Below are 19,610 nucleotides of genomic sequence, written 5' to 3'. Positions count from 1 at the left end.
GCTAGCCTTATAGCCCAGGCGAGGCAGCCAGGCTGCTTGCCACCCACAGGCATGGCCCCCAAGCGAGCAGTAAAGACAACGGAGACTCTGAGCGACGTGATCCCCATTACCGTCGCTCTCTTTGGTGCTGTGTGGCTCCGCTCTCTTCTGACCTGGCTTGCCGCTGGCTCTGGCTCTGGGCAGGACAGCGATGAACTTCTCTATCTTCATGAAGGGGGTTGGAGATGCCGCAGACCTGGCTGCAGTTTCTCAGCACTGTCGGCGGTATTATTCTAGTCGATCTCGCTTTGAGTGGTGATAATGCCCTGGTCATTGGGGCGGCCACTGTAGGTATTCCACGACAACGGCGCTGGGCGGCCCTCTCTCTCGGCGGTGGCCTGGCTATTTTCCTCCGTCTGACGTTCGCTGCTCTGGCTACCTGGCTCTTGCAGATTCCCTATCTCCAGGCCATAGGCGGTCTTGTGGTTCTCTCAATTGCGGCCCGTCTCTTCTTCAGCCATGCTTCTGAAAAGGCAGAGCAGCAGCCCGCGAGCGTGGCCAGATCGATCCCGATCAGCGAGGCGTCGCGCATCACTCAGCCGCTGAACAGAGGGCCGGCTACTGTTCTGAATAAGGCTTCCCACCTGCGTCTCCTGCTGGAGCGTCACCTCTCGCCAGAAAATACCAGCTTTGTGCTGGCCATGCTCACTATCGTGCTGGCTGACGTCACCATGAGCCTGGATAACGTGATCGCCATCGGTGCTATTGCCCAGGGACAGCTCCCGGTCCTCATTATCGGCCTTCTGACCAGCATTCTGCTCCTGCTCTTAGGCAGTGCGCTAATCGCTGAAGTGCTCAGCCGGTTACCCGGCCTCACACTAGTGGCCAGCTTTATCCTGGCCTGGGTTGCGGCCCACCTGATCATTAATGATCCAGCCATCAGCTTTCTCCAAGATCATGAGCTGGCCGTCTATGGTGGCTCATTCCTCTTCGTAGGGGTGATGGCGCTTGTGGCCTATCTCCAGCAACGCCATCAGCGTTACCTGCATTCCTCCTCTCCCCCCTCTTCCCGCTAAGCTGGTGGGTTGGCCTGACTCGCTGTCGGCGCTGTTTAACTACGATAACTATCGCTCCCTCTGGAGGAGTTTCGCTCAGCCCCCCGTTGTCCAGTCACTGCCCCCTCAGAGAACGAGCAATGCAGCCAGGTAATGCTTGAGTGAAAGAAGAAGAGCGAGAAGGGGGATAATGCGATTGCTATTCCATGCTAGTAGCGGGGAGCAAAGTGAAAAGGGGACCCCCCATCTGGGGGGTCCCCTGTCGTCGTTGTCCTGATTGTCCTTCTTGCATTGCTGAGCGATAGAGCGTAGTGTCCTCTCAGTGCCATCCGAGTGGCTCAGCCAGTGCCCTATCTCCCTCTAGGGTAAGAGAGGAGGGGGAGTCGCCGAAGGCTGAGGATGGGCCGTCGGCGAGGGCGTTGGTGAGGGCGTTGGTGAGGGCGACGGCGTCGGCGTCGGAGATGGCGATGGAGTAGGGGTCGGCGAGGGCTTCTCTGTCGCCGTCGGCGATGGGACGGTAGTAGGCGAGCCGGTGCTTAAGTTCACCACGTAGAGAATCACGCTCTGACCGTTGGGCAGCTCCTCACCGCTCTTGGGCGAAGTGCGATCAACATAGTTGGCCGGCTTTGTCGGATCAACGCCGTCGGACTGCACCGTAAAGGGAATGCCCTGACTGCGCAGAATACGTTCTGCTCCAGCCAGTGTATTACCTACCAATCCATCGGGGACAATTACCTTTGTCGGTCGCTCTTGCAGATCGACCAGGATCGTCGAGCCGCGTGGGGCCAGGGCCGGAGGCTGCGGCGACTGCCGAACCACGTATCCCGAGGTCAGACCATTATGCACCTGCAGTACAAAGCCTGCATTGGTCGCGCGAGTCAGTGCCTGCTGGTAGGTGAGACCGATCAATGAAGGAACAGGCACCTCTGGCGGGACTGGCGTCGCCTGGGTAGAAAGGTGCAGAAAAGGCAAAAATCCCAGGATGGAAGCCAGATAGATGCTGAAGCCGAGGAGCAGGACAGTGGCGATAAGGATAAGAGCAGTAATAATACCAGCTAAGCGTGAACCTCGCTCACCGGCGATCGCATCACGCTGGAAAGGACGAGTTGTGCCTGACTGAACAAAGCCCCCATAGGGTCCAGGCCCGGGAGCAGGGACAGCCTCGGGTGAAACGTAGGGAGAAGCCGCCAGGGCGCCAGCGGCGAGGGGACGCTGATCGTAGCCTGCAGCGGCAGCTGCGCCAGGGATCTCATTGACCAGGCCGTGCCCGACACCGGAAGGCGAAGGGCGGTAAGGCGAAGTGACCACTGTTGGCGCTGCTGCCACATCGGCGGCAGGCTCTGCAAGCTCAGTTTCGCCGAGGGCCTCCAGAGCGCGGGCCAGGGCGCTGCCATCGCGATAGCGCATCTCTGGGATCTTTTCCAGGCAGCGCAGAATAATCTCTTCGAGGGCGGGAGGAATAGCTGGATTATAATGGCTGGGAGGTACCGGTGGGTCCTGGATGTGTTGCATGGCCACAGCCACCGGCGTATCGCCCTCGAAAGGAGTGCGCCCAGTCAGCATCTCATACATAACGATTCCGAGCGCGTAGACATCGGCGGCTGGGCTAACGATCTCGCCCTGGGCCTGTTCTGGTGCATAATATTGCACCGTACCGAGCGTCATTCCCGTTGTTGTGAGACGCTCGGCATTGATATCCTTATAGACGCTGGCGATACCGAAATCGGTCAGCTTAATCGAGCCATCGCGCCCGACGAGAATATTCTGGGGCTTGACATCGCGGTGAACGATCCCGCGGCGATGGGCGGCGCCGAGGCCGAGAGCGACGTCGTGGGCGATAATCACTGCGCGCTCCACATCCAGCACACCCCGTGAGCGCAAATAGCGGCGCAGGTCTGTGCCCTCGACCAGCTCCATAACGATATAGTAATTGCCCTCGCTCTGCCCATAATCGTACACCTGCACGATATTGGGGTGCTGCAGGGCAGAGGCGGCCTTTGCCTCGCGCTGGAAGCGCGTGACAAACTTCGGGTCGGTACTGTAGACCTCGCGTAGCACCTTAATCGCCACAGGGCGATCCATGCGCAGGTCCCGCCCGCGGTAGATGGTTGCCATGCCCCCCCGACCGATGGGGTCCAATAGCTGGTATCGCTCGCCCAGAACTTCTGTTTGCATAGCTCTCCGCTTTGACCGTACAGCTTATCAGGAGGGGCCACATGGGCCTTGGGGCCTGGTCGGGCCGGCCTCCCGCCTCTCTCTCGCCTGCTTTGGCCTTGGCTACTCCTCGCTCTTCCTACCAGCCAGCCTGTTTGCCTGTCTGCCCCGCTTCACCCGTGACCGCTTCTCACTCACGCTCTAGCCTGGTTGGCGTGCTTAAGCTGGCCTGGTCTTCCGTGCCTGGCGGCCGATGCTCGTGCCAGACTGCTGCCTCTCCAGCCTGGTCCAACCAACCTGGCTCGACTCGACCAACGAGCCTGGCCCGCTGCTTCCACGCTCCAGCAAGCGTGCCCTCCGGATGGGACGAGGTATTCTTTACACAAACGCCCTGCTATGGACGATAAACGCAGGATACCCGGTAAACTACAGTTCGCTCCTTATTGTAGCGCATCCTATCCCCGTTGGGAACAGCTTTCTCCGAGGCTACTGCGTAACACAGACCAGCTTTCTCTTTGGCAATCACCTCTGTTGCGGTCTTGCTCCCGAGGCTAGCCCGAGTTCAGCCACTCGCCTCGTCACCTTTCGTGCTTACAGCTAGGAGCCGCCGGCCTCAAGTGCCTGCTGGCTGGGGTAAGCGAACGCGAAGATCACCTACTCGTCGCGTGATGCGCTGTTCATCCATGTGCTCCAGGAGAGGTAAGACGTACTTGCGCGTCGTTCCCAGCAGGTCGCGTGCCTGAGCTACAGTAATGGTACCATGCTCTTGCAAATAGGATGTGATGAGCGCTACCGCTCTCTCGTACGCCTCACGCAGAAAAAGGATAGTACCATCTCCCATCTTCACTAGCTCGCCTCGCTCAAGCAGCGCGTTCACTAGTTCCCCCCCTATCAGAGCTTCGGCCTCCCCTCGTGTTGGCGGCATAAAAGGATTCTCACGAAAGACTTGAATTAAACGCTCTACCTGTCGCTGCTGCTCAGCGCTAAAGGTTGGTAGAAACTCGGGGAGGCGGAGCAGGCCAGCGCTGCCGGCTTCGGTGAGCAAGCCCTCGCTGCGCAGGGTTTCGAAAACCTCCATTGCCAGGCGTGGTGGCAGATGAAGGCGGGAGCGCCATTCCTCTTTAGACAGTCCGCTACGCAATGGAAACTGCAGATGGTAGTCGCGGACCAGGCGGAGGGCCTCCTCGCTGAGGGCCTGCCAGACATTCAGCGCGAACCAGTATGTCCCCACACGTCGCACTCGTCTCTGAGTTAACAACGTCTCCAGGGCCTGCTGCGTCACAGGCTGGGTGAGATTACTCAGGCGGGCTAGCTCGGCGACCTCATAGGCTGGCCACTGGAGGCGCGTCGTGCCTGTCATGCGGCGTACTGGCTGTTCGAGATGGGTCAGGATGATAGCTTCAGGGCTGCCCAGAGCCAGCGTCTCCAGATGGTGGAGCACCTCACTGCGGCGTCGACGGTGATAGCGCGGGTGAGCGTCGAGGACTTCGCCGCCGCCGATCGTGAGGCTGGGCGAGGGAATACGCACGATGAAGCGGTCGTGGCGCTCAACCACGGTTGGCTGGTGCAGACGTAGTTGCGCCCAGGTGCTTTTACCGGGAAGCAGTTCGTCATCTTCCAGCAGGCGCACGGTGGCTGGTACTACCTGAGCGCCGCAGTAGAAATCAACCAGGGCGTTGTGACTCAGTGGGCGCGGAGCATCCGCCAGCAGGCGCAAGCGGACATCGATCAGCGTGGTTGGCTGCAGCAGGCCTGGCAGGGTCACCACGTCGCCCCGCTCTACTTCCTGATGGGCAATGCCAGCCAGGTTCAAGGCGGTGCGTTCTCCAGGCTGAGCGACGCTAATCGCCTGCCGATGGCGCTGGAGGGCACGGATGCGGGCCTTGAGACCTCGTGGTAGGATCTCGACCTCTTGCCCTGGGCGGAAGCAGCCATCGATAAGCGTTCCTGTCACAATTGTTCCGAAGCCAGCAAGGGTAAAAACACGGTCGACTGGGAGACGGGGACGTCCCCGGTCGGGGCGCTCGGGGGCCCTCGCAGTAGCTTCTTGCAGGTGAGCGAGCAGGGCAGCTATCCCCTGGCCGCTGATGGCCGAGACGGGAACGATGGGAGCGCCTGCCAGACTGGTAGGCTGGAGCAGCGTGGCGATCTCCTCGCTGACGAGGGCCAGCCATTCTTCATCTACCAGGTCGGCCTTCGTTAAGGCCACAACGCCGCTACGGACTTGCAGCAGGTCGAGAATGGCCAGATGCTCGCGGGTCTGGGGCATTGCTCCCTCGTCGGCGGCCACGACCAGCAAGGCGACGTCGATGCCCCCCACTCCGGCCAGCATGTTCTTGATGAAACCCTCATGGCCCGGTACATCGATGAGGCTGACCTCGCGGCCATCCGGCAAGGTCAGCCAGGCAAAGCCCAGATCGATCGTCATGCCGCGGACTTTCTCTTCGGTCAGACGATCTGGATCGATGCCTGTCAGGGCCTTGACGAGGGTTGATTTGCCATGATCAATGTGCCCGGCTGTTCCTATGCATGTCATAAGCGTCGTCTGTGATGAAGACAAGCGATGCCCGACTGAGACGCTCGCGTTCTTCTCTTCCTTCTGCAGTCTGATCGCTTGCTCTCTGCTCATGCCGTGGCAGGGAAGAGAGCCTCTCTACAGTATACATCGTTGTCTGGTGACTGGCTATGGAGTCCAGTCACCAGGGATAGGGCGGCCTGGCAAGTGCTGAGGTAGTGAGCGTCTGGCTTGAGCACGGTTGAGGTGACGGCCAGTTGTGCCCAGAGGAACTTGATTTTTGGTAGAGCATTGGCTACGCTAGCAATGAAGGGGCGGGCGTGGTCCGGCCCGTCCTGCCCGGTAGCGCCCTGTTGTCTCGTTCAGCTTCAGAGGAGAAAGAAAGCACCATGACTCAACCATCCGCATCTGAAGGAGCCACGACGTCTGTGGCCCGGCAATGGAGCTATGCCAGCGGTCCCAGCGATGTTCCGCTGCTAGGTCTGACTATCGGCGATCTCTTTGATCAGACAGTTGAGCGCTTCCCCGACCATCCTGCTCTGGTTGCGCGCCATCAGGGTATCCGTCTCACCTATCGTCAGCTGCAGGCCGAGGTCAATCGTTGTGCCAGGGCTCTGATGCAGCTTGGCATTCAAAAGGGAGAGCGGGTCGGCATCTGGGCCCCCAACTGCGCCGAATGGTGCATTACGCAGTTTGCCACGGCCAAGATTGGGGCCATCCTGGTCAATATCAACCCTGCGTACCGTTTGCATGAGGTCGAGTATGCCCTCACGCAGTCGGGCTGCAAGGCCCTCATTACCGCTGCTGCCTTTAAGTCCTCCAACTATATCGAGATGCTGACTTCACTGGCCCCCGAGCTGGCGGGCTGTGCGCCAGGTGAGCTGCGCGCTTCGCGTCTGCCCGAGCTGCGCCTGATTGTCCAGCTGGGCGAACAGTCGGTACCGGGCATGCTGCGTTGGAGCGAGCTGCTGGCCCAGGCCGAGGCCGTCAGTGCTGAGGCTCTAGCTGCGAGACAGAGAGAGCAGGAGTTTGACGATCCTATTAATATTCAGTACACAAGCGGTACGACTGGGTATCCGAAAGGGGCCACTCTCAGCCACCACAATATTCTCAATAATGGCTATTTCGTGGCTCGGCTGCAGGGCTTCACCCATGAGGATCGGCTATGTATCCCGGTACCGCTCTACCACTGTTTCGGCATGGTGATGGGCAACCTGGGCTGCGTGACGCATGGGGCGACGATGATCTACCCGGCGGAGAGTTTTGAGCCGCGGGCCGTGCTGGAGACAGTGCAGGAGGAGCGCTGTACGGCACTCTATGGGGTGCCGACCATGTTCATTGCTGAGCTGGAGCATCCCGACTTTGAGCAGTTTGATCTGCGCAGCCTGCGCACGGGCGTGATGGCAGGCTCGCCCTGCCCGGTGGAAGTGATGCGCAAGGTCATCGAGAAGATGCACATGAAGCAGGTAGAGATCTGCTATGGGATGACGGAGACATCGCCGGTGTCGACGCAGACCAGGCTGGATGATCCGCTGGAGAAGCGCGTGAGTACGGTGGGGCTGGTACATCCGCACCTGGAGATCAAGATCGTCGATCCGGCGAGCGGCAAGGTGGTGCCTGTGGGCCAGCCGGGCGAGCTGTGTACACGCGGCTATAGCGTGATGCTGGGGTATTGGAATAATCGCGAGGCGACGGCCCAGGCCATTGATCGGGCGCGCTGGATGCACACCGGCGATCTGGCGGTCATGGATGCCGACGGTTACGTCAACATTGTGGGGCGCATCAAGGATATGATTATCCGGGGTGGTGAGAATGTCTATCCGCGTGAGATTGAGGAGTTCCTTTATGCGCATCCCAAGATCAGCGATGTCCAGGTGATCGGGGTGCCTGACGCCCGGTATGGCGAGGAGATTATGGCCTGGATCAAGCTGAAGCCAGGCGAGGAGGCCACGGCGGAGGAGATTCGGGCGTTCTGTCAGGGCAAGATCGCCCATTATAAGATTCCGCGCTATATCAAGTTCGTCGAGAGTTTCCCAATGACGGTCACGGGCAAGATCCAGAAGTTTGTCATGCGCGAGCAGGCCATTCAAGAACTGGGCTTGCAGGACGTGGCTCGTGTCCAGACAGCCTAGAATTGTCTGTTCCCTTGTTTTGGGGAAGGAGGCGCTGATCTGGCTCCCAGCAGTTGTACCTGGGGTATTGCGGCTATAAGCCTTATGGCCTATAGCTCATTCGAGCACTGGCAGGGCGCCGGCAAAGAAGAGACTCTTCTTACCGGCACCTGCAGGTTCGAGCGGGGAGCTTAAGAAATCCCCTTTTTCTTATTCGCTTTAGCGATGTTCCCCAGACAGCTCCTGCTAGCAATCCTCCAACTTTTGCTGATAGTGGCGTGGTCCGGTCCCTGGTTCTCTGCAGTACTATCCTAGAAAAATGTTTAGTAACAGATAAAGTTGTGTTCATTCGATATGCAGCCAGAGCCGCTATTGTTGGTGATCTGAGTCTCGGCTGGCACCCTGGCGATGAAGATCTGTCTCCTCCGCTGGTAGCACTCACAAGTCATGAACTAAGCGACGAAAAAGCGAAGCGAGAAGCTGCCAGTCCCTCTCGTCCCACCCGAGAGAATGGGTTGCAGGAATAGACGTTGTGCTGGGCTATCTCTGGGGTTCGAGCGCCGAGCGCCTGTTAATGGCTGCCGCTCTGGCTGGCAGAGAAGGGAGGTCCTTGCGCTTCGTGTAGATTGGCTCTATCAGTGCAGAGAGGATCTCTTTGCCAGCAGCTGTTCTGCGATCCGTGCCTATTCTGCTGCGAGGATCGGGCCTTGGCAGTGTCTCACCAGCGCGCCTGCTCAAGGCAGTCGCTGAGCTGTTTGATGCCTGTACAACCTTCACTCCGCCGCTTGCCACTGTCACTGTACCTCTCTCGACGGTGACCACCGCCTGGCTATCTCAGGAGAAGGGCAAACGAACGGTCTTCCTAATCAGCCCCGGTGGATTGTGATTCTCCGCCAGGTAACTCTATTGCCTTAAAAAGTATAGAATCTATCTGTATATCATTATGAACAAGATATAATATTTTCTGTAGGTTTATTATATTAGTGTATTATATTTTCTCAAAGATGTTCAGACTGTTTGCGATCTAGTGAACAAGTGATTCGCCTTCACTGCATGATCGTCGGTGCTCCGCTGAAGTAGAGCACTGGCCACTAGAACTCAGAATGTTGCTTTTCTAATGCGAGAAGAGGCAATGGGAAGGAATGTGTCTTGCGAGGTCATCGAGATCCGTGCGGAATAAACTGGCAGGCGCTGCTGGAGCTTGCTGAGCAGGGGTCATCCCGATGGGCAGATGCGCAGCAGTGAGCTAAGCGACAATTAAGCGTTGGGCTGGCCCGCCAGCGCTCCTATCGAGCGCCTCGTCTTCCCCTCCAGGCCAGCTAAAACCATTGACCCAGCCACGGTTTCTCTTGTAGCGTTTTCTGCACCTCCTGAATATAGTGGATAGCTCCGCTATCGTACCACTGGCCGCTGTACCAGGACCCGAGGCAGCCCCAGATATCGCCGGCGTGATAGCGTGGGTAGCCGGCGCTGGGCGTCGATGCCTGCAGCTGAGTAGCCAGGCCCTCATAGCACATGCGCATCATCCCGTAGACGTAATCGGCATTGAAGGCCGTGTCATCGCGCATCATCGGCCACTCGTGGCTGAAATAGCGATAGGTGATTTGCAGCAGGCCATAAAAGGAAGGGCAAGACGCGCCATTCCAGGTAGCTGGTGGACAGTAGCGGCTCTCGGTGGTCTTGCCTGCCGCCGTGCTCTGGTGCCACCAGGACTCGACCGCTGCCTGTGCTCGTACCAGATCGGCATTGACCCCCCATTTGCAGGCCACCCACTGGATGATCTCATCGGTGGTACCAGTGAAATTGCCGCTAATGCGGGCGCTATAGCCATTGGCCTGGGGATTCTGGGTATAGGTAGGATAGAACTGGTCAATAGCAGCCAGCTGCTGAGCTGTTGGCACACGGTGATTAGCGGCGGTGTTGTCTGGACGTGGCTCCCACGAGCTGTAGTGGATGCTAGCCGCGCACTGCTGATCAGAGGGAAGGACGGCCCCCACGGCACTGATCAGACCCTGGACGGGGAACGTTGTGGCCGCCGGCGCGGCGGTGGCCGTCTTGGGGAGCGGCGAGGGTGTCGGCAGGGCTGCCGGCTCAAAGGTCATGGCGCCAACAGTAGGAGTCAGTGGCCGTACGCCCGAGCTGGTCGATGGGCTGACAGGCTCAGTTTCAGTTGTTCCCATACAGGCGCTGAGCAGCAAGGCGCTCATGAGCAACGCAACCCTGCTCGCCCGCCGTGACCGCCCCCAGATTCGCCGCAGCACCCTGGGAGCTGGCAGCCGTAACGGGTGGCCCGGAGCACAGAGCATCCTCATAGTCAGATCTCGGTCCTACCTGTATCGCTATATGTTATTTAATCTATCTATAGAACGAATCAAGACCGTGATCTTCACTGAGGCATACCTGGGCCGTCTCTCTTGTCTGCCGCTGCCCTTGAGGGGCCGATCTCTGATATGCCAGCTGGTTTCGCCTGGTGGGTTATTCCCCTGGTAGGGAGGTGGTCTGGCTCTCAGTCGACTCGCGGCACGCGCGCCAGAATCTCCGACACCACCTCATAATTAATCGTTCCCAGGCGCTCGGCCACCTGTTCCGCCGTCAGCATGGCCTCACCTTGCCGTCCGATCAGCACCACCTCGTCGCCCACGCGCACCCCGGGAATATCCGTCACATCGATCATGCACTGATCCATGCAGACCCGGCCCACGATCGGAGCCTCCTTGCCGTGGATCAGGACCGAACCCCATGTACGCGGCGCGCGACGGAAGCCATCGGCGTAGCCGACCGGTAGCACTGCGATGCGTGTTGGGCGCGTTGTCACATAGGTACAGCCATAGCCGATACATTCACCCTCTGGAACCAGCTTCACCTGAGCCACCTGCGTCTTGAAGGAGAGTGCCGGGCGAAAACCGGCTGGCAGCCGGACCTCAGGTGAAGGATCAAGGCCGTAGAGGGCGATTCCGGGCCGCACCATATCGAAATGCGCCTCCGGCACCGTCAGCGTCGCTGCACTATTAGCAGCATGAGCCAGAGGCGGGCGTAGTCCCTCGGCCTCTAAAGCCTGCAGCACCTGCTGAAAACGCGCTAGCTGCTTACGGGTGTAAGACTTATCCTGCGCATCGGCCATAGCAAAATGGGTAAAGATCCCTTCCAGCTCCAGGCCTGGCAAGCGTGTGATCTCCTGTGCCAGTCGGACGATGGCCTCAATCTCCTCAGCGCGGATGCCCAGACGTCCCATGCCTGTGTCCACCTTCAGATGGACCTTCACCGTGCGTTGCAGAGCCTGAGCGGCACGAGAAAGCGCCTGTGCTGCCTCACTCGAATAGAGCGTGATTGTCAAACCCAGGCGCACCGCCTCACGCATCTGCCAGTGTGGCACATAGCCAAAGACCAGGATCGGGGCCATAATACCTGCTTCGCGCAAGGGAGTGGCTTCGCTGACCGTTGCCACGCCCAGCATGCTAGCGCCATTCAGCAACACAGTACGAGCGACCTTCAGCGCCCCATGTCCATAGGCATCGGCCTTCAAGCTAGCCAGGACCTGAACCCGCGGCCCAACCAGCTCTTTGATGCGTCGTGTATTATTGGCGATCGCGCTCAGATCGATCTCCAACCAGGTCGGTCGCTCCGGGCGCATGCGTACAATCTGCTTCCAGCCTGGGGTCTGGCGTACCAAGCGTTCAGGAGCTAATGCCGGCTCCGCCAGCAAGCGCTCCGTCACGCGCTCCATGCGGGCCTCCTCGGAGCCTTTAATGAGCACCAGGTCTCGAGGCTCCCTTTCCGCTGGCTGATCAGCCTTCTCCAACAGAGCAAGCACAGCCCGTGCTGCATCCTCGTGGGTAGAGGTTTGGATGATGCGCTCTGCGGGCAGGCCGGCCTCATGTGCTGCCTCAGCAATCAGCGCTGCCCGTTCGCCGCGGGTTACCAGATAGTCCACCTGGCCCGCCGCCGCCTGACCAACGAGAGCGTGGCCCTCCTCCTCAAAGGTTCCCAAATTGAACATGTCGCCCAGCACAGCAATGCGTCTTCTGGCTGGCAGCCGTGCCAGTGTCTCCAGAGCGGCCAGCATCGAAGCCGGAGCCGCATTGTGCGTATCATCCAACAGCCAGGTTCGCTGCAGGCCAGGCAAAGGATTCAGACGCCCAGGCAGCGGAGCAAATTCTGCCAGCGCCTGGGCAATCTGCTCATCGGACAGCCCACACAAGCGGCCCACGGTCGAGGCGGCCAGCATGGTCGTCACAAAATGTGCGCCGAGTAAGCGTGTTCTCAGCGCCTGTCCACTGCCTGACCAATAGGCTTCTGTTCCCTCCCAGGAGACGTGGACCTTCTCCAGGGCCGTGGCAGTAAAGGCCTGCAAGTGGCGGTCGTCGCTCCACCGGAGCAAGCGGCGGAGCAGCTCATCATCTCCATTAACCACCAGAGTGCCCTCAGCGGGCAGATAATTAGCCAGACTTACCAGCTCCGTCGCCAGGTGTTCCAGGCTGCCGAAATACAGCAGCTGGGTCGGGCTGATATTGGTCAGTACCCCGATACGGGGCTGAGCAATGCGGCAGAGATCACCGATCTCACCCGGGTGGTCGCAACCCAACTCGACTACTGCATACTCGTGGTGCTCCTCCAGGCGGCCCAGAGAGAGGGGCAAGCCCAGCAGATCATTGTAATTCTGCCAGCTCTTGAAGGTTGCAAAATGGCGCTCAAGCACATGGGCAATCGCTTCCTTAGTCGTCGTTTTCCCCGTGCTTCCCGTGACCGCGATCACGGTAGGCCGCCAGCGAGCGAGAATCGCCCGGGCGTAGGCTTGCAGCGCCTGGCGCGTATCCGCGACGACCACCACCGCCGCGCCGCTCTCTTGCAGAGCAGCGCGCTGCTCCTCAGAGAGCGCACTGAAATAGCGACCCTCGATCAACAGGCCGCCAGCCCCGCGCCGCAGAGCATCCTGCCAGTAGTCATGTCCATCGCTGCGCTCACCGCGTACGGCCACAAAAAGCTCGCCGGGCAGCAATTGACGTGTATCATGATTGAAAGCGGGAAACTGCTGTTGACGTCCAGGAAAAACTAAACTTCCTCCAGTCGCCTCCAGAAGATGATCCAGCAAGATCATAGAGCCGACCTGACCTCTCTTCTCAGGCTGACGCTGCGCGCCATAAACTTAGCGGGCCAGCACATAGTACATCGCGCCCACCTGTTTTATCATACCCTTTAGTTCCAGCGTCAGCAACGTCGCCGCCACCCGTGAGGAGGGCAATCCTGATGCGCGAGTCAGCTCATCGATATGGCGCGGCTCATGGTTCAGCAAGGCCAGCAGTTGGCGTTCGACTGGATCTTCCAGCAGAGCCTGCTGCAGCTCCAGGCACTGTGAAACCGTGAACAGATTGAGCGCGTCCAGGATATCCTGGACACTGGTAATCAAATGGGCGCCATCCCGGATTAAGCGATTGACCCCCTCGCTCCCGCGGGAGAACATATTGCCAGGGACAGCGAAGACATCGCGTCCAGCCTCCAGTGCATGGCGAGCTGTGATCAGCGCGCCGCTCTTCTGAGGAGCCTCGGTCACCACTACTCCCAGTGCCAGGCCGGCGATAATCCGGTTGCGTGCAGGGAAATTGCCGCTGTCGGGATAGGTCCCAGGAGGATACTCGCTTAACAGGGCCCCCTGGCCCGAGCTGACGATGCGGCGCGCCAGATTGACATTTGACCCTGGGTAGAGGACATCCAGACCGCAGGCGAGGACCGCGATTGTACGTCCCCCGGTTGCCAGAGCTGCCGTATGGGCCGCTGTATCGATACCGACCGCCAGGCCACTGACGATCGTCACGCCGTGGCGGGCCAGCTCTGCCGCCAGATGCTCGGTCACCAGCTTGCCGTAGGCGCTCATACGGCGGGTTCCGACGATGGCCAGGGCACATTGATCATTGGGGCTGAGCTGACCGCGCAGGTAGAGCACGGGAGGAGCGTCGTTCAGGCGCCGCAAGGCCGGCGGGTAGAGCTGGTCCCTGGGTGTCAACGCCTCGATATCCAGGCGTTGCAAACGGGCCAGCTCCTCCTCTGGAGCAATAAGCGTGCGCTGTCGGAGCAAGCTCTCAACAAGACGAGTGTGAAGGCCGGCAGAGAGTAGCTCTGTTCGTCCTGCTTTCCAGGCGGCGGATAGCTCACCGTGGAAAAAGGTCAAAAGCTTCTTGAAGCTGGCTGGCCCAATGCCGCGGATGCGACTGAAGGCCACCCAATAGGAGCGCTCTTCTTCAGAGAGAGGAGTGCGGGAGAAACCGCCGGGGGAGGCGGGAGTGCTCGTTTGCAGCGGTACGCGAGCTGAGTCAGAAGTTGTATCATCCGTTGTATCACTCATCACACACGTCCTTTCCACATCACACACTAATCATCTCATAAAAATGATATTTTTGCGCTATCATTCGAATTAACTGTTTTGCTCTTATCTCTTGCTGGCGATAAAGCGATTGGCGATCGCAGGCTGGCCTGCAATGCTGGCTGGAAGCGAGCCGGATCTGTCAGAGCAATGCTAGAGAGCAATGGGCAACAGGCCTGGCCCCTCTAGCCTGTTGCCCGGCTGTATCAAACTTCCGGGCGAGGCGGCCACGGCCCGTGATCCTCAGCTCCTGGTTCCTGAGGTGGTGGAGAGAGCGGGTCTTCTTCCCTTCCTGGCAAGCCGAAAGGCCGATCGCTATCGAAGTACGAAAATCCATCGGAGATCCTGGGAGAGGGCTGTCCAGGCCAGCCTCCCTGGTGTCCAGGCGATAGAGGGCCACCACTGGGGGGCGGACCCTGTCGATCTCCGCGGCTGGCCGACAGAATCTGCTCTGCTGCCTGAACAGCGGCCAGCGCCTGAAGACGCTGATTGCGGGCCGACAACAGGAGCAGCGCGGTGCCCAACAGTGCCGTGAGCATCAGCATGGCTCCAAGAGCTGCCAGAGTGGTATCCCGGCTATCGCTTGTGGCTGGCGCCGGCAATTGGAGCTGGGCCGTTGTGGCTGGCTGTGCGACTGGCGTCTGCATCTCCGCAGGTGAGAGCGTTGGTGGCTGATGGAGAGCCAGATGCCACTGATTCTCCAGATGCGCCTGATCCTCACCGATAGCTGCCTGGAGGGCCTCATCGAAAGTCTGCCTGTTGCTACTGAGGAGCTGGAACAGATGCTCCAGCGCTGTTTTGCCAAAGGTGCGATACATATAGTCGACCAGATTCCAGCTCTCCGCATAGGCCAGGTAGGCGGCATCGCTGTTGCTTGGGAAGCGTTCCGTGATCTGGGCCAAGGGGAGCAGCGAATGACTGCGCAAAGCCTCATTGAGACGGTCGGTCATTTCCGGCTCGTGGTAGAGCTGGCAATAGACGGCCAAACCTTCGTCGAACCAGAGAGGGATGTCTGTGTCGGTAGAAACCGTCTGATGCAGCAGCAGATGGGTCATCTCGTGAGGCATATCGCGCGCCAAAGTTTCGTCTGTGAGACTGCTCACCATAAAGAAGGCCTCATTGAGGGGCGGGAAGGCTTCGCCTCCTACCCATTCGAATGTATCGGGAGGGAGGGCACTGCGGAAAGCGTCCTCACTGCTATAGACCCAGAGATTAAAGGCCTGGTGATAATGCAGACCCGTCACCTCTAGCAGGTGGTTCTCGTCGATAACAGCGCGCGTGAGCAGAGCCTGGCCGAAACCGGGCGTCTCATTATACCAATGGAGGTGCATGTATCCCTGAGTTGTGCTTTGCCAGGTAAAGCGCGTATCGGTTACAATAAAACTGACATATTTAGTTAAATGAACATTATCTAGAGAATCGCTAAGTTCCCAGTAATAAGTGACTGTTGCTCCTGGCATAATGTAATTATTCCCGCTGGTATCCATGCGCCAGTGTAAAGTAATCGTTTTTGCGGCATTGGCTGTGACTCGCTCGGTATCGTCGACATCGAACAGAGGAATGGAGACATGGATATAGGCGACGACAATTGGCGCCAGGCTATCGGTAGCGCTCAATTGGAAATCGATATAATTGGGGAAATGGACGCTCTGCGATTGGGCCATTACCGAGATTGGGTCTGCGGCCCGCTCGGCCAGGGCGGGGGAAGCCAGTTCTCCCCCTATAAGCAGCCAGGCAGCAGCAAGAGAAGAAAGAACTCTGACAAGCAACGGCAAGCGAGCATAGTGCACAAACATGTGGATATTGCTCCTTTGCAAGAGAACGGCCCAGGCTTCTATTGTCCCATGTATTGTACATGATTTATCTGAAGATGTGAAGCTATGAATTGGTACAGCTTCTAGCGTGCATCATGGTCTATGGGTCGGGATCTGTGCGAGAGGATAGTGGGCATGAGGGGGCAGGGATTGGAGGGCATGGCCTGAAAGGGGGATAGTGGTAGGCAATTATCTTACCGTGTGCTATTGTGTCTACGTCCGATAGATTGCTGAGCAAAGCAAGCAAAGATCATGTCTAGCATTTATGAGCAGAGGAAGGAGAGCGGAGCTGCAGGCTTGCCGTGCTGGTTGGAGCCTGTGGAGGGGGTGGGCCTCTCTCCCTGGACCGGCGTTCTGGCTTATTGACAGCCGGGCGGTGGTGTACAAGGAGTCTCATTGAGGGGATTGTGAACCGATGAGCAACAGTCAGTGGAAGCAGCCGTTCAACCGTCCTGAAGGAGCAAACTATAACGGTCACCAGCAAGAGCGAGCGCCGGGGAGCCTCTTACGCCGCTACGGTGAGCAGCCTACCAGCGGGCCATCCGCCGTGTCGCCGCAGCCGTCAGGGCTGGAGCTGAACGCTACCCCAGCGTCGCAGGCAGGCCATCCGGCCATGCCGCAAGGAGGTGGGGGAGCGCCGGCGCCCTTGCCACTGCAGGCCAGTCCCAGCAACCAGGAAGGTCAACCGCGGCGTACCGGCCTGCTTTCGGGGCGCTATAATAATTGGGTCTCTAACGTCTCAAACGTCGTACGTCGTTGGTCTGGCAAAGTTGTCGCTGTAGCTGGTAACATGGGCTTGGGCTCCCATTCCCAGGCAGCGCGTCCCCTGGTTCCCTCGCAGACGCTGCGTTCCTCGACCCTGCCCGCTGGCTCTAGGGCTGGTGTAGGCCCGGGCCTTCTAGAAAGGCCGGTCCCCCCTGTCCAGCGCGGCGGCATCGATAAAACTCGGCCCTGGCGTCGCTCACGCACTCTGCGCATTTCCATGCTCCGGAGGCGGCGACAGCGTCTCAAGAGTCGTCAGTTTGGCCCGCGGCGTGTGGTAACCGTGGTGGCCTCAGTGGTGGCCGTGCTCATCCTGATCTTTCTCTCGACGGGCGGAGCCTCGGCCTACGCTTACTATCAAGAGCAGTACCCGCGGGTACAGCAGTTAGCGAGCCAGCATGTCAGCCAGACCTCGCGCATCTATGATCGCAACATGAACCTGCTGTATCAGGCCTATGACACGGAGAGTCAGTACGCCGGGCGGCGTACTCCAGTGGCGTATAAGGATATTCCGATGGTCATGCAGCAGGCAATGATTGCCGCCGAGGACCCCACCTTCTGGGAGAACGCAGGTTTTGATCCCCAGGGTATCCTGCGCGCTTTCATTGAGCATAACGGTGGCGGCAGTGGCTTGACGCAGCAGCTGATTAAGAACCTTACTCACGATGATCAATATTCCTATTCACGCAAGATTACCGAGGCGGCCCTGGCTATCGCCCTGACCCAGCAGTATCCCAAGTGGAAAATCCTGGAGATGTACTTTAATGTAGCGCCCTTTGGTGCTCAGGAGCTGGGAATCGAAGCGGCAGTCGAAGACTATTTTGATCTCAAGCCGCATTGCGATGTCCACTTCAACTGTATCCCGGGTATTCGCTATCTCGACGTAGACCTGAAAACGGGCAAGCATGATCCCCTGCTAGGGCTAGCGCGTGCCTCCTTCCTGGCAGGTCTGCCACAGAATCCCGACTACTATGACCCTTCCCTGGAGAAAGTTATCCCGGGTAACACCGAGCGGGCACTGAACCGTCAGAAATATGTGCTCAACCAGATGATCAAGCTTGGTATGGTTGTAGATGGCGTGGGACTGGTTACACCCGAGGTAGCGGCGAAGGTTGAGGCCATCTCTGCCCAGTTCAAGTTCCATCCCTATGTCAACACCATTCGGGCTCCACACTTCGTCTTCTGGGTCATCTCTCAGATTGAGGAGGCTCTCGGCCACGGAGATATGCAGGCCGGTGAGGTGGCTTTCCTCACTGGCGGCTTCAATATTCGGACCACGATCGACGTCAATCTGGAAACCTTCGTTGAGAAGGCCATCGATCGTCACCTCAACCAGGTCGAGTGCCGCTACTTTTCCTACTATACTGGCTGTGGCCCCTTAAATACTGTGAACAATGTCAATGATGCCGCAGTGGTCGTCATGGATGCCAAAACGGGCGAGGTTCTGGCCATGGCTGGCAGCTCCGACTGGAATTCGAATAAGCCCCAGATCAAAGGGCAGGTCAACGCTGCGCTCTCACCGCGCCAGCCAGGCTCTTCTTTCAAGCCTATTGTCTATGCGACCGCCTTCCAGATGGGTTGGTATCCTGGCATTGTATTGCCGGATGTCAAGACCTACTTCCCATATAACAATCAGAACCCCGAGACTGATCCGGAAAACAATGCCTATCATCCAACCGATTACGGCAATACCTACCATAACTGGAATTCGACCATACGCGAGGCCCTGCAGAACTCCCTCAACGTGCCCGCTGTCAAGGCAATGGAGTTCACCGGTGTCCAGAACGTGATCACGATGGCGGAGCGCATGGGTATTACGGCCATCCGTGACTATGATCTACCAGCCTGTCGGCAGAGCAAAAACAATCCGAATCTCACCTATCAGGATTGTTTCTTCCCGAGCCTGGCGCTGGGCACTGCCGAGGTGCCGCTCTTGCAGATGACGGGAGCTTATCAGGTCTTCGCCGATGGAGGGATGCATGTCCCGCCCCAGGGGGTGCTCGATATCTGGGACAACTACGGCCACCATCTCTATCACTATGATACCAGCCATCCCCCAGCCACGCGCGTGCTGAGTCCTCAGATCGCTTATATGATTACCAACGTGCTTTCGGATGAGGCTGCCCGTGCCCAGGAGTTCGGCGGCGACCATACGCTGTCGATGTGGGACTGGCACCTGCCCAATGGGCAAGTGCCCGATGTGGCTGCCAAGACCGGCACGACCGATAATTTCAAGGATAACTGGACCATCGGCTATACACCTGACGTAGTGGTGGGGGTATGGGCCGGCAATGCTGATAACGAGCCGTTCCGTGGCAACGTGATCGGTATTACGGGCGCCGCCCCAATCTGGCATAGCGTCATTGAGCGGGCCATGGGCGCTTGCAATATGGATGGTGCCAATATTCCTTGCGGCTCTTATAAGTCGCCGTATCATGACTACTTCTTTACTACCCCACCGGGCGTGAAAAAGATGTGCGTCAATACGGTGAATGGGCTGCAAGGCAGCGGCTACTGCGACGTCATGCTGGATGATGAGTATCCGCAGCAGAGCGGTCTGCCGGCGACCACCACGTCTTCGCCCGGGACAAATGGAGAGACAGGGATGAATCCGGCCAACGGTAACGGCAGCGACAACACCGCTACGCCAACGGCGACGGTCGGTAATGGGGCCACGCCAACAGCCCAACCGTGAAGCTGTGTCTGGCCTGTTGAAGACCAGGCAGCTGTCAGGGTAGAGGAACAAGGGAGGCTGGAGTGGCTCCTGTAGAGGAGGAAGATCCAGCGGGTCCGCCCCTGCTAAGGGATGCCAGTCAAAGAGGCACCTTGCGGGAGGTGGACCCGCTATTTGCCCGGCTGCAGCCA

General features: G+C 58.8%; 10 protein-coding genes. 4 read left to right on the top strand and 6 right to left on the bottom strand.

Going from position 1 to position 19,610, the window contains the following annotated elements:
- The first annotated feature begins 224 nt into the window (after nucleotides 1–224).
- Nucleotides 225–1,055: a YjbE family putative metal transport protein gene (locus tag KTAU_RS05525; RefSeq protein WP_151727391.1), complete on the top strand. Its 831-nt coding sequence runs from the start codon at nucleotides 225–227 to the stop codon at nucleotides 1,053–1,055.
- A 339-nt stretch (nucleotides 1,056–1,394) separates the two neighbouring features.
- Here KTAU_RS05525 and pknB read toward each other — a convergent pair whose 3' ends face one another.
- Nucleotides 1,395–3,209, bottom strand: coding sequence for a Stk1 family PASTA domain-containing Ser/Thr kinase (gene pknB, locus KTAU_RS05520; protein WP_151727390.1), 1,815 nt, complete (start codon nucleotides 3,207–3,209; stop codon nucleotides 1,395–1,397).
- Between the two features lie 592 nt (nucleotides 3,210–3,801).
- On the bottom strand, nucleotides 3,802–5,724 hold the full coding sequence (gene selB, locus KTAU_RS05515; RefSeq protein WP_151727389.1) for a selenocysteine-specific translation elongation factor: 1,923 nt from the start codon (nucleotides 5,722–5,724) through the stop codon (nucleotides 3,802–3,804).
- Nucleotides 5,725–6,092: 368 nt separating this feature from the next.
- Between selB and KTAU_RS05510 the strand changes: the two genes are divergently transcribed.
- Together KTAU_RS05510 and KTAU_RS05505 are read left to right on the top strand one after the other, a co-directional pair.
- Complete coding sequence (locus KTAU_RS05510; protein ID WP_151727388.1) at nucleotides 6,093–7,835, top strand: AMP-binding protein; 1,743 nt, start codon at nucleotides 6,093–6,095, stop codon at nucleotides 7,833–7,835.
- A 634-nt stretch (nucleotides 7,836–8,469) separates the two neighbouring features.
- Nucleotides 8,470–8,700, top strand: a complete 231-nt coding sequence (locus KTAU_RS05505) for a hypothetical protein (RefSeq protein ID WP_151727387.1) — start codon at nucleotides 8,470–8,472, stop codon at nucleotides 8,698–8,700.
- Nucleotides 8,701–9,133: 433 nt separating this feature from the next.
- On the opposite strand, the gene KTAU_RS05500 is transcribed toward KTAU_RS05505, so the two are convergent.
- The 4 genes from KTAU_RS05500 to KTAU_RS05485 all read right to left on the bottom strand — a co-directional run bounded on the left by KTAU_RS05500 (nucleotide 9,134) and on the right by KTAU_RS05485 (nucleotide 15,965).
- Nucleotides 9,134–10,021: a hypothetical protein gene (locus tag KTAU_RS05500; protein ID WP_151727386.1), complete on the bottom strand. Its 888-nt coding sequence runs from the start codon at nucleotides 10,019–10,021 to the stop codon at nucleotides 9,134–9,136.
- Between the two features lie 299 nt (nucleotides 10,022–10,320).
- Nucleotides 10,321–12,909 (bottom strand): alanine racemase, encoded by a 2,589-nt coding sequence (alr, locus tag KTAU_RS05495; protein WP_151727385.1) that lies wholly within the window; start codon nucleotides 12,907–12,909, stop codon nucleotides 10,321–10,323.
- 48 nt (nucleotides 12,910–12,957) lie between these two features.
- The gene (gene dprA / locus KTAU_RS05490) at nucleotides 12,958–14,151 is read right to left on the bottom strand and encodes a DNA-processing protein DprA (protein ID WP_151727384.1); all 1,194 of its coding nucleotides are present in this window, start codon (nucleotides 14,149–14,151) and stop codon (nucleotides 12,958–12,960) included.
- A 224-nt stretch (nucleotides 14,152–14,375) separates the two neighbouring features.
- A complete protein-coding gene (locus KTAU_RS05485) occupies nucleotides 14,376–15,965 on the bottom strand; it encodes a peptidase MA family metallohydrolase (RefSeq protein WP_151727383.1) in 1,590 nt (529 codons plus the stop codon).
- 433 nt (nucleotides 15,966–16,398) lie between these two features.
- On the opposite strand from KTAU_RS05485, the gene KTAU_RS05480 reads away from it, so the two are divergent.
- On the top strand, nucleotides 16,399–19,440 hold the full coding sequence (locus KTAU_RS05480; protein ID WP_151727382.1) for a transglycosylase domain-containing protein: 3,042 nt from the start codon (nucleotides 16,399–16,401) through the stop codon (nucleotides 19,438–19,440).
- The last annotated feature ends 170 nt before the right edge of the window (nucleotides 19,441–19,610 follow it).

Source organism: Thermogemmatispora aurantia, from assembly GCF_008974285.1.
Classification (GTDB): domain Bacteria; phylum Chloroflexota; class Ktedonobacteria; order Ktedonobacterales; family Ktedonobacteraceae; genus Thermogemmatispora; species Thermogemmatispora aurantia.
Note: the sequence above shows the minus strand (reverse complement) of the source record. Positions and strands in the feature narration are given on the sequence as shown.

Excerpts from the sequence above, each read along its gene's own strand:
- KTAU_RS05480 (WP_151727382.1), top strand. The coding sequence starts at position 16,399 with ATGAGCAACAGTCAGTGGAAGCAGCCGTTCAACCGTCCTGAAGGAGCA.
- selB (WP_151727389.1), bottom strand. The coding sequence starts at position 5,724 with ATGACATGCATAGGAACAGCCGGGCACATTGATCATGGCAAATCAACC.
- alr (WP_151727385.1), bottom strand. The coding sequence starts at position 12,909 with ATGATCTTGCTGGATCATCTTCTGGAGGCGACTGGAGGAAGTTTAGTT.
- KTAU_RS05485 (WP_151727383.1), bottom strand. The coding sequence starts at position 15,965 with ATGTTTGTGCACTATGCTCGCTTGCCGTTGCTTGTCAGAGTTCTTTCT.
- KTAU_RS05500 (WP_151727386.1), bottom strand. The coding sequence starts at position 10,021 with ATGAGCGCCTTGCTGCTCAGCGCCTGTATGGGAACAACTGAAACTGAG.
- KTAU_RS05525 (WP_151727391.1), top strand. The coding sequence starts at position 225 with ATGCCGCAGACCTGGCTGCAGTTTCTCAGCACTGTCGGCGGTATTATT.
- dprA (WP_151727384.1), bottom strand. The coding sequence starts at position 14,151 with ATGAGTGATACAACGGATGATACAACTTCTGACTCAGCTCGCGTACCG.
- pknB (WP_151727390.1), bottom strand. The coding sequence starts at position 3,209 with ATGCAAACAGAAGTTCTGGGCGAGCGATACCAGCTATTGGACCCCATC.
- KTAU_RS05510 (WP_151727388.1), top strand. The coding sequence starts at position 6,093 with ATGACTCAACCATCCGCATCTGAAGGAGCCACGACGTCTGTGGCCCGG.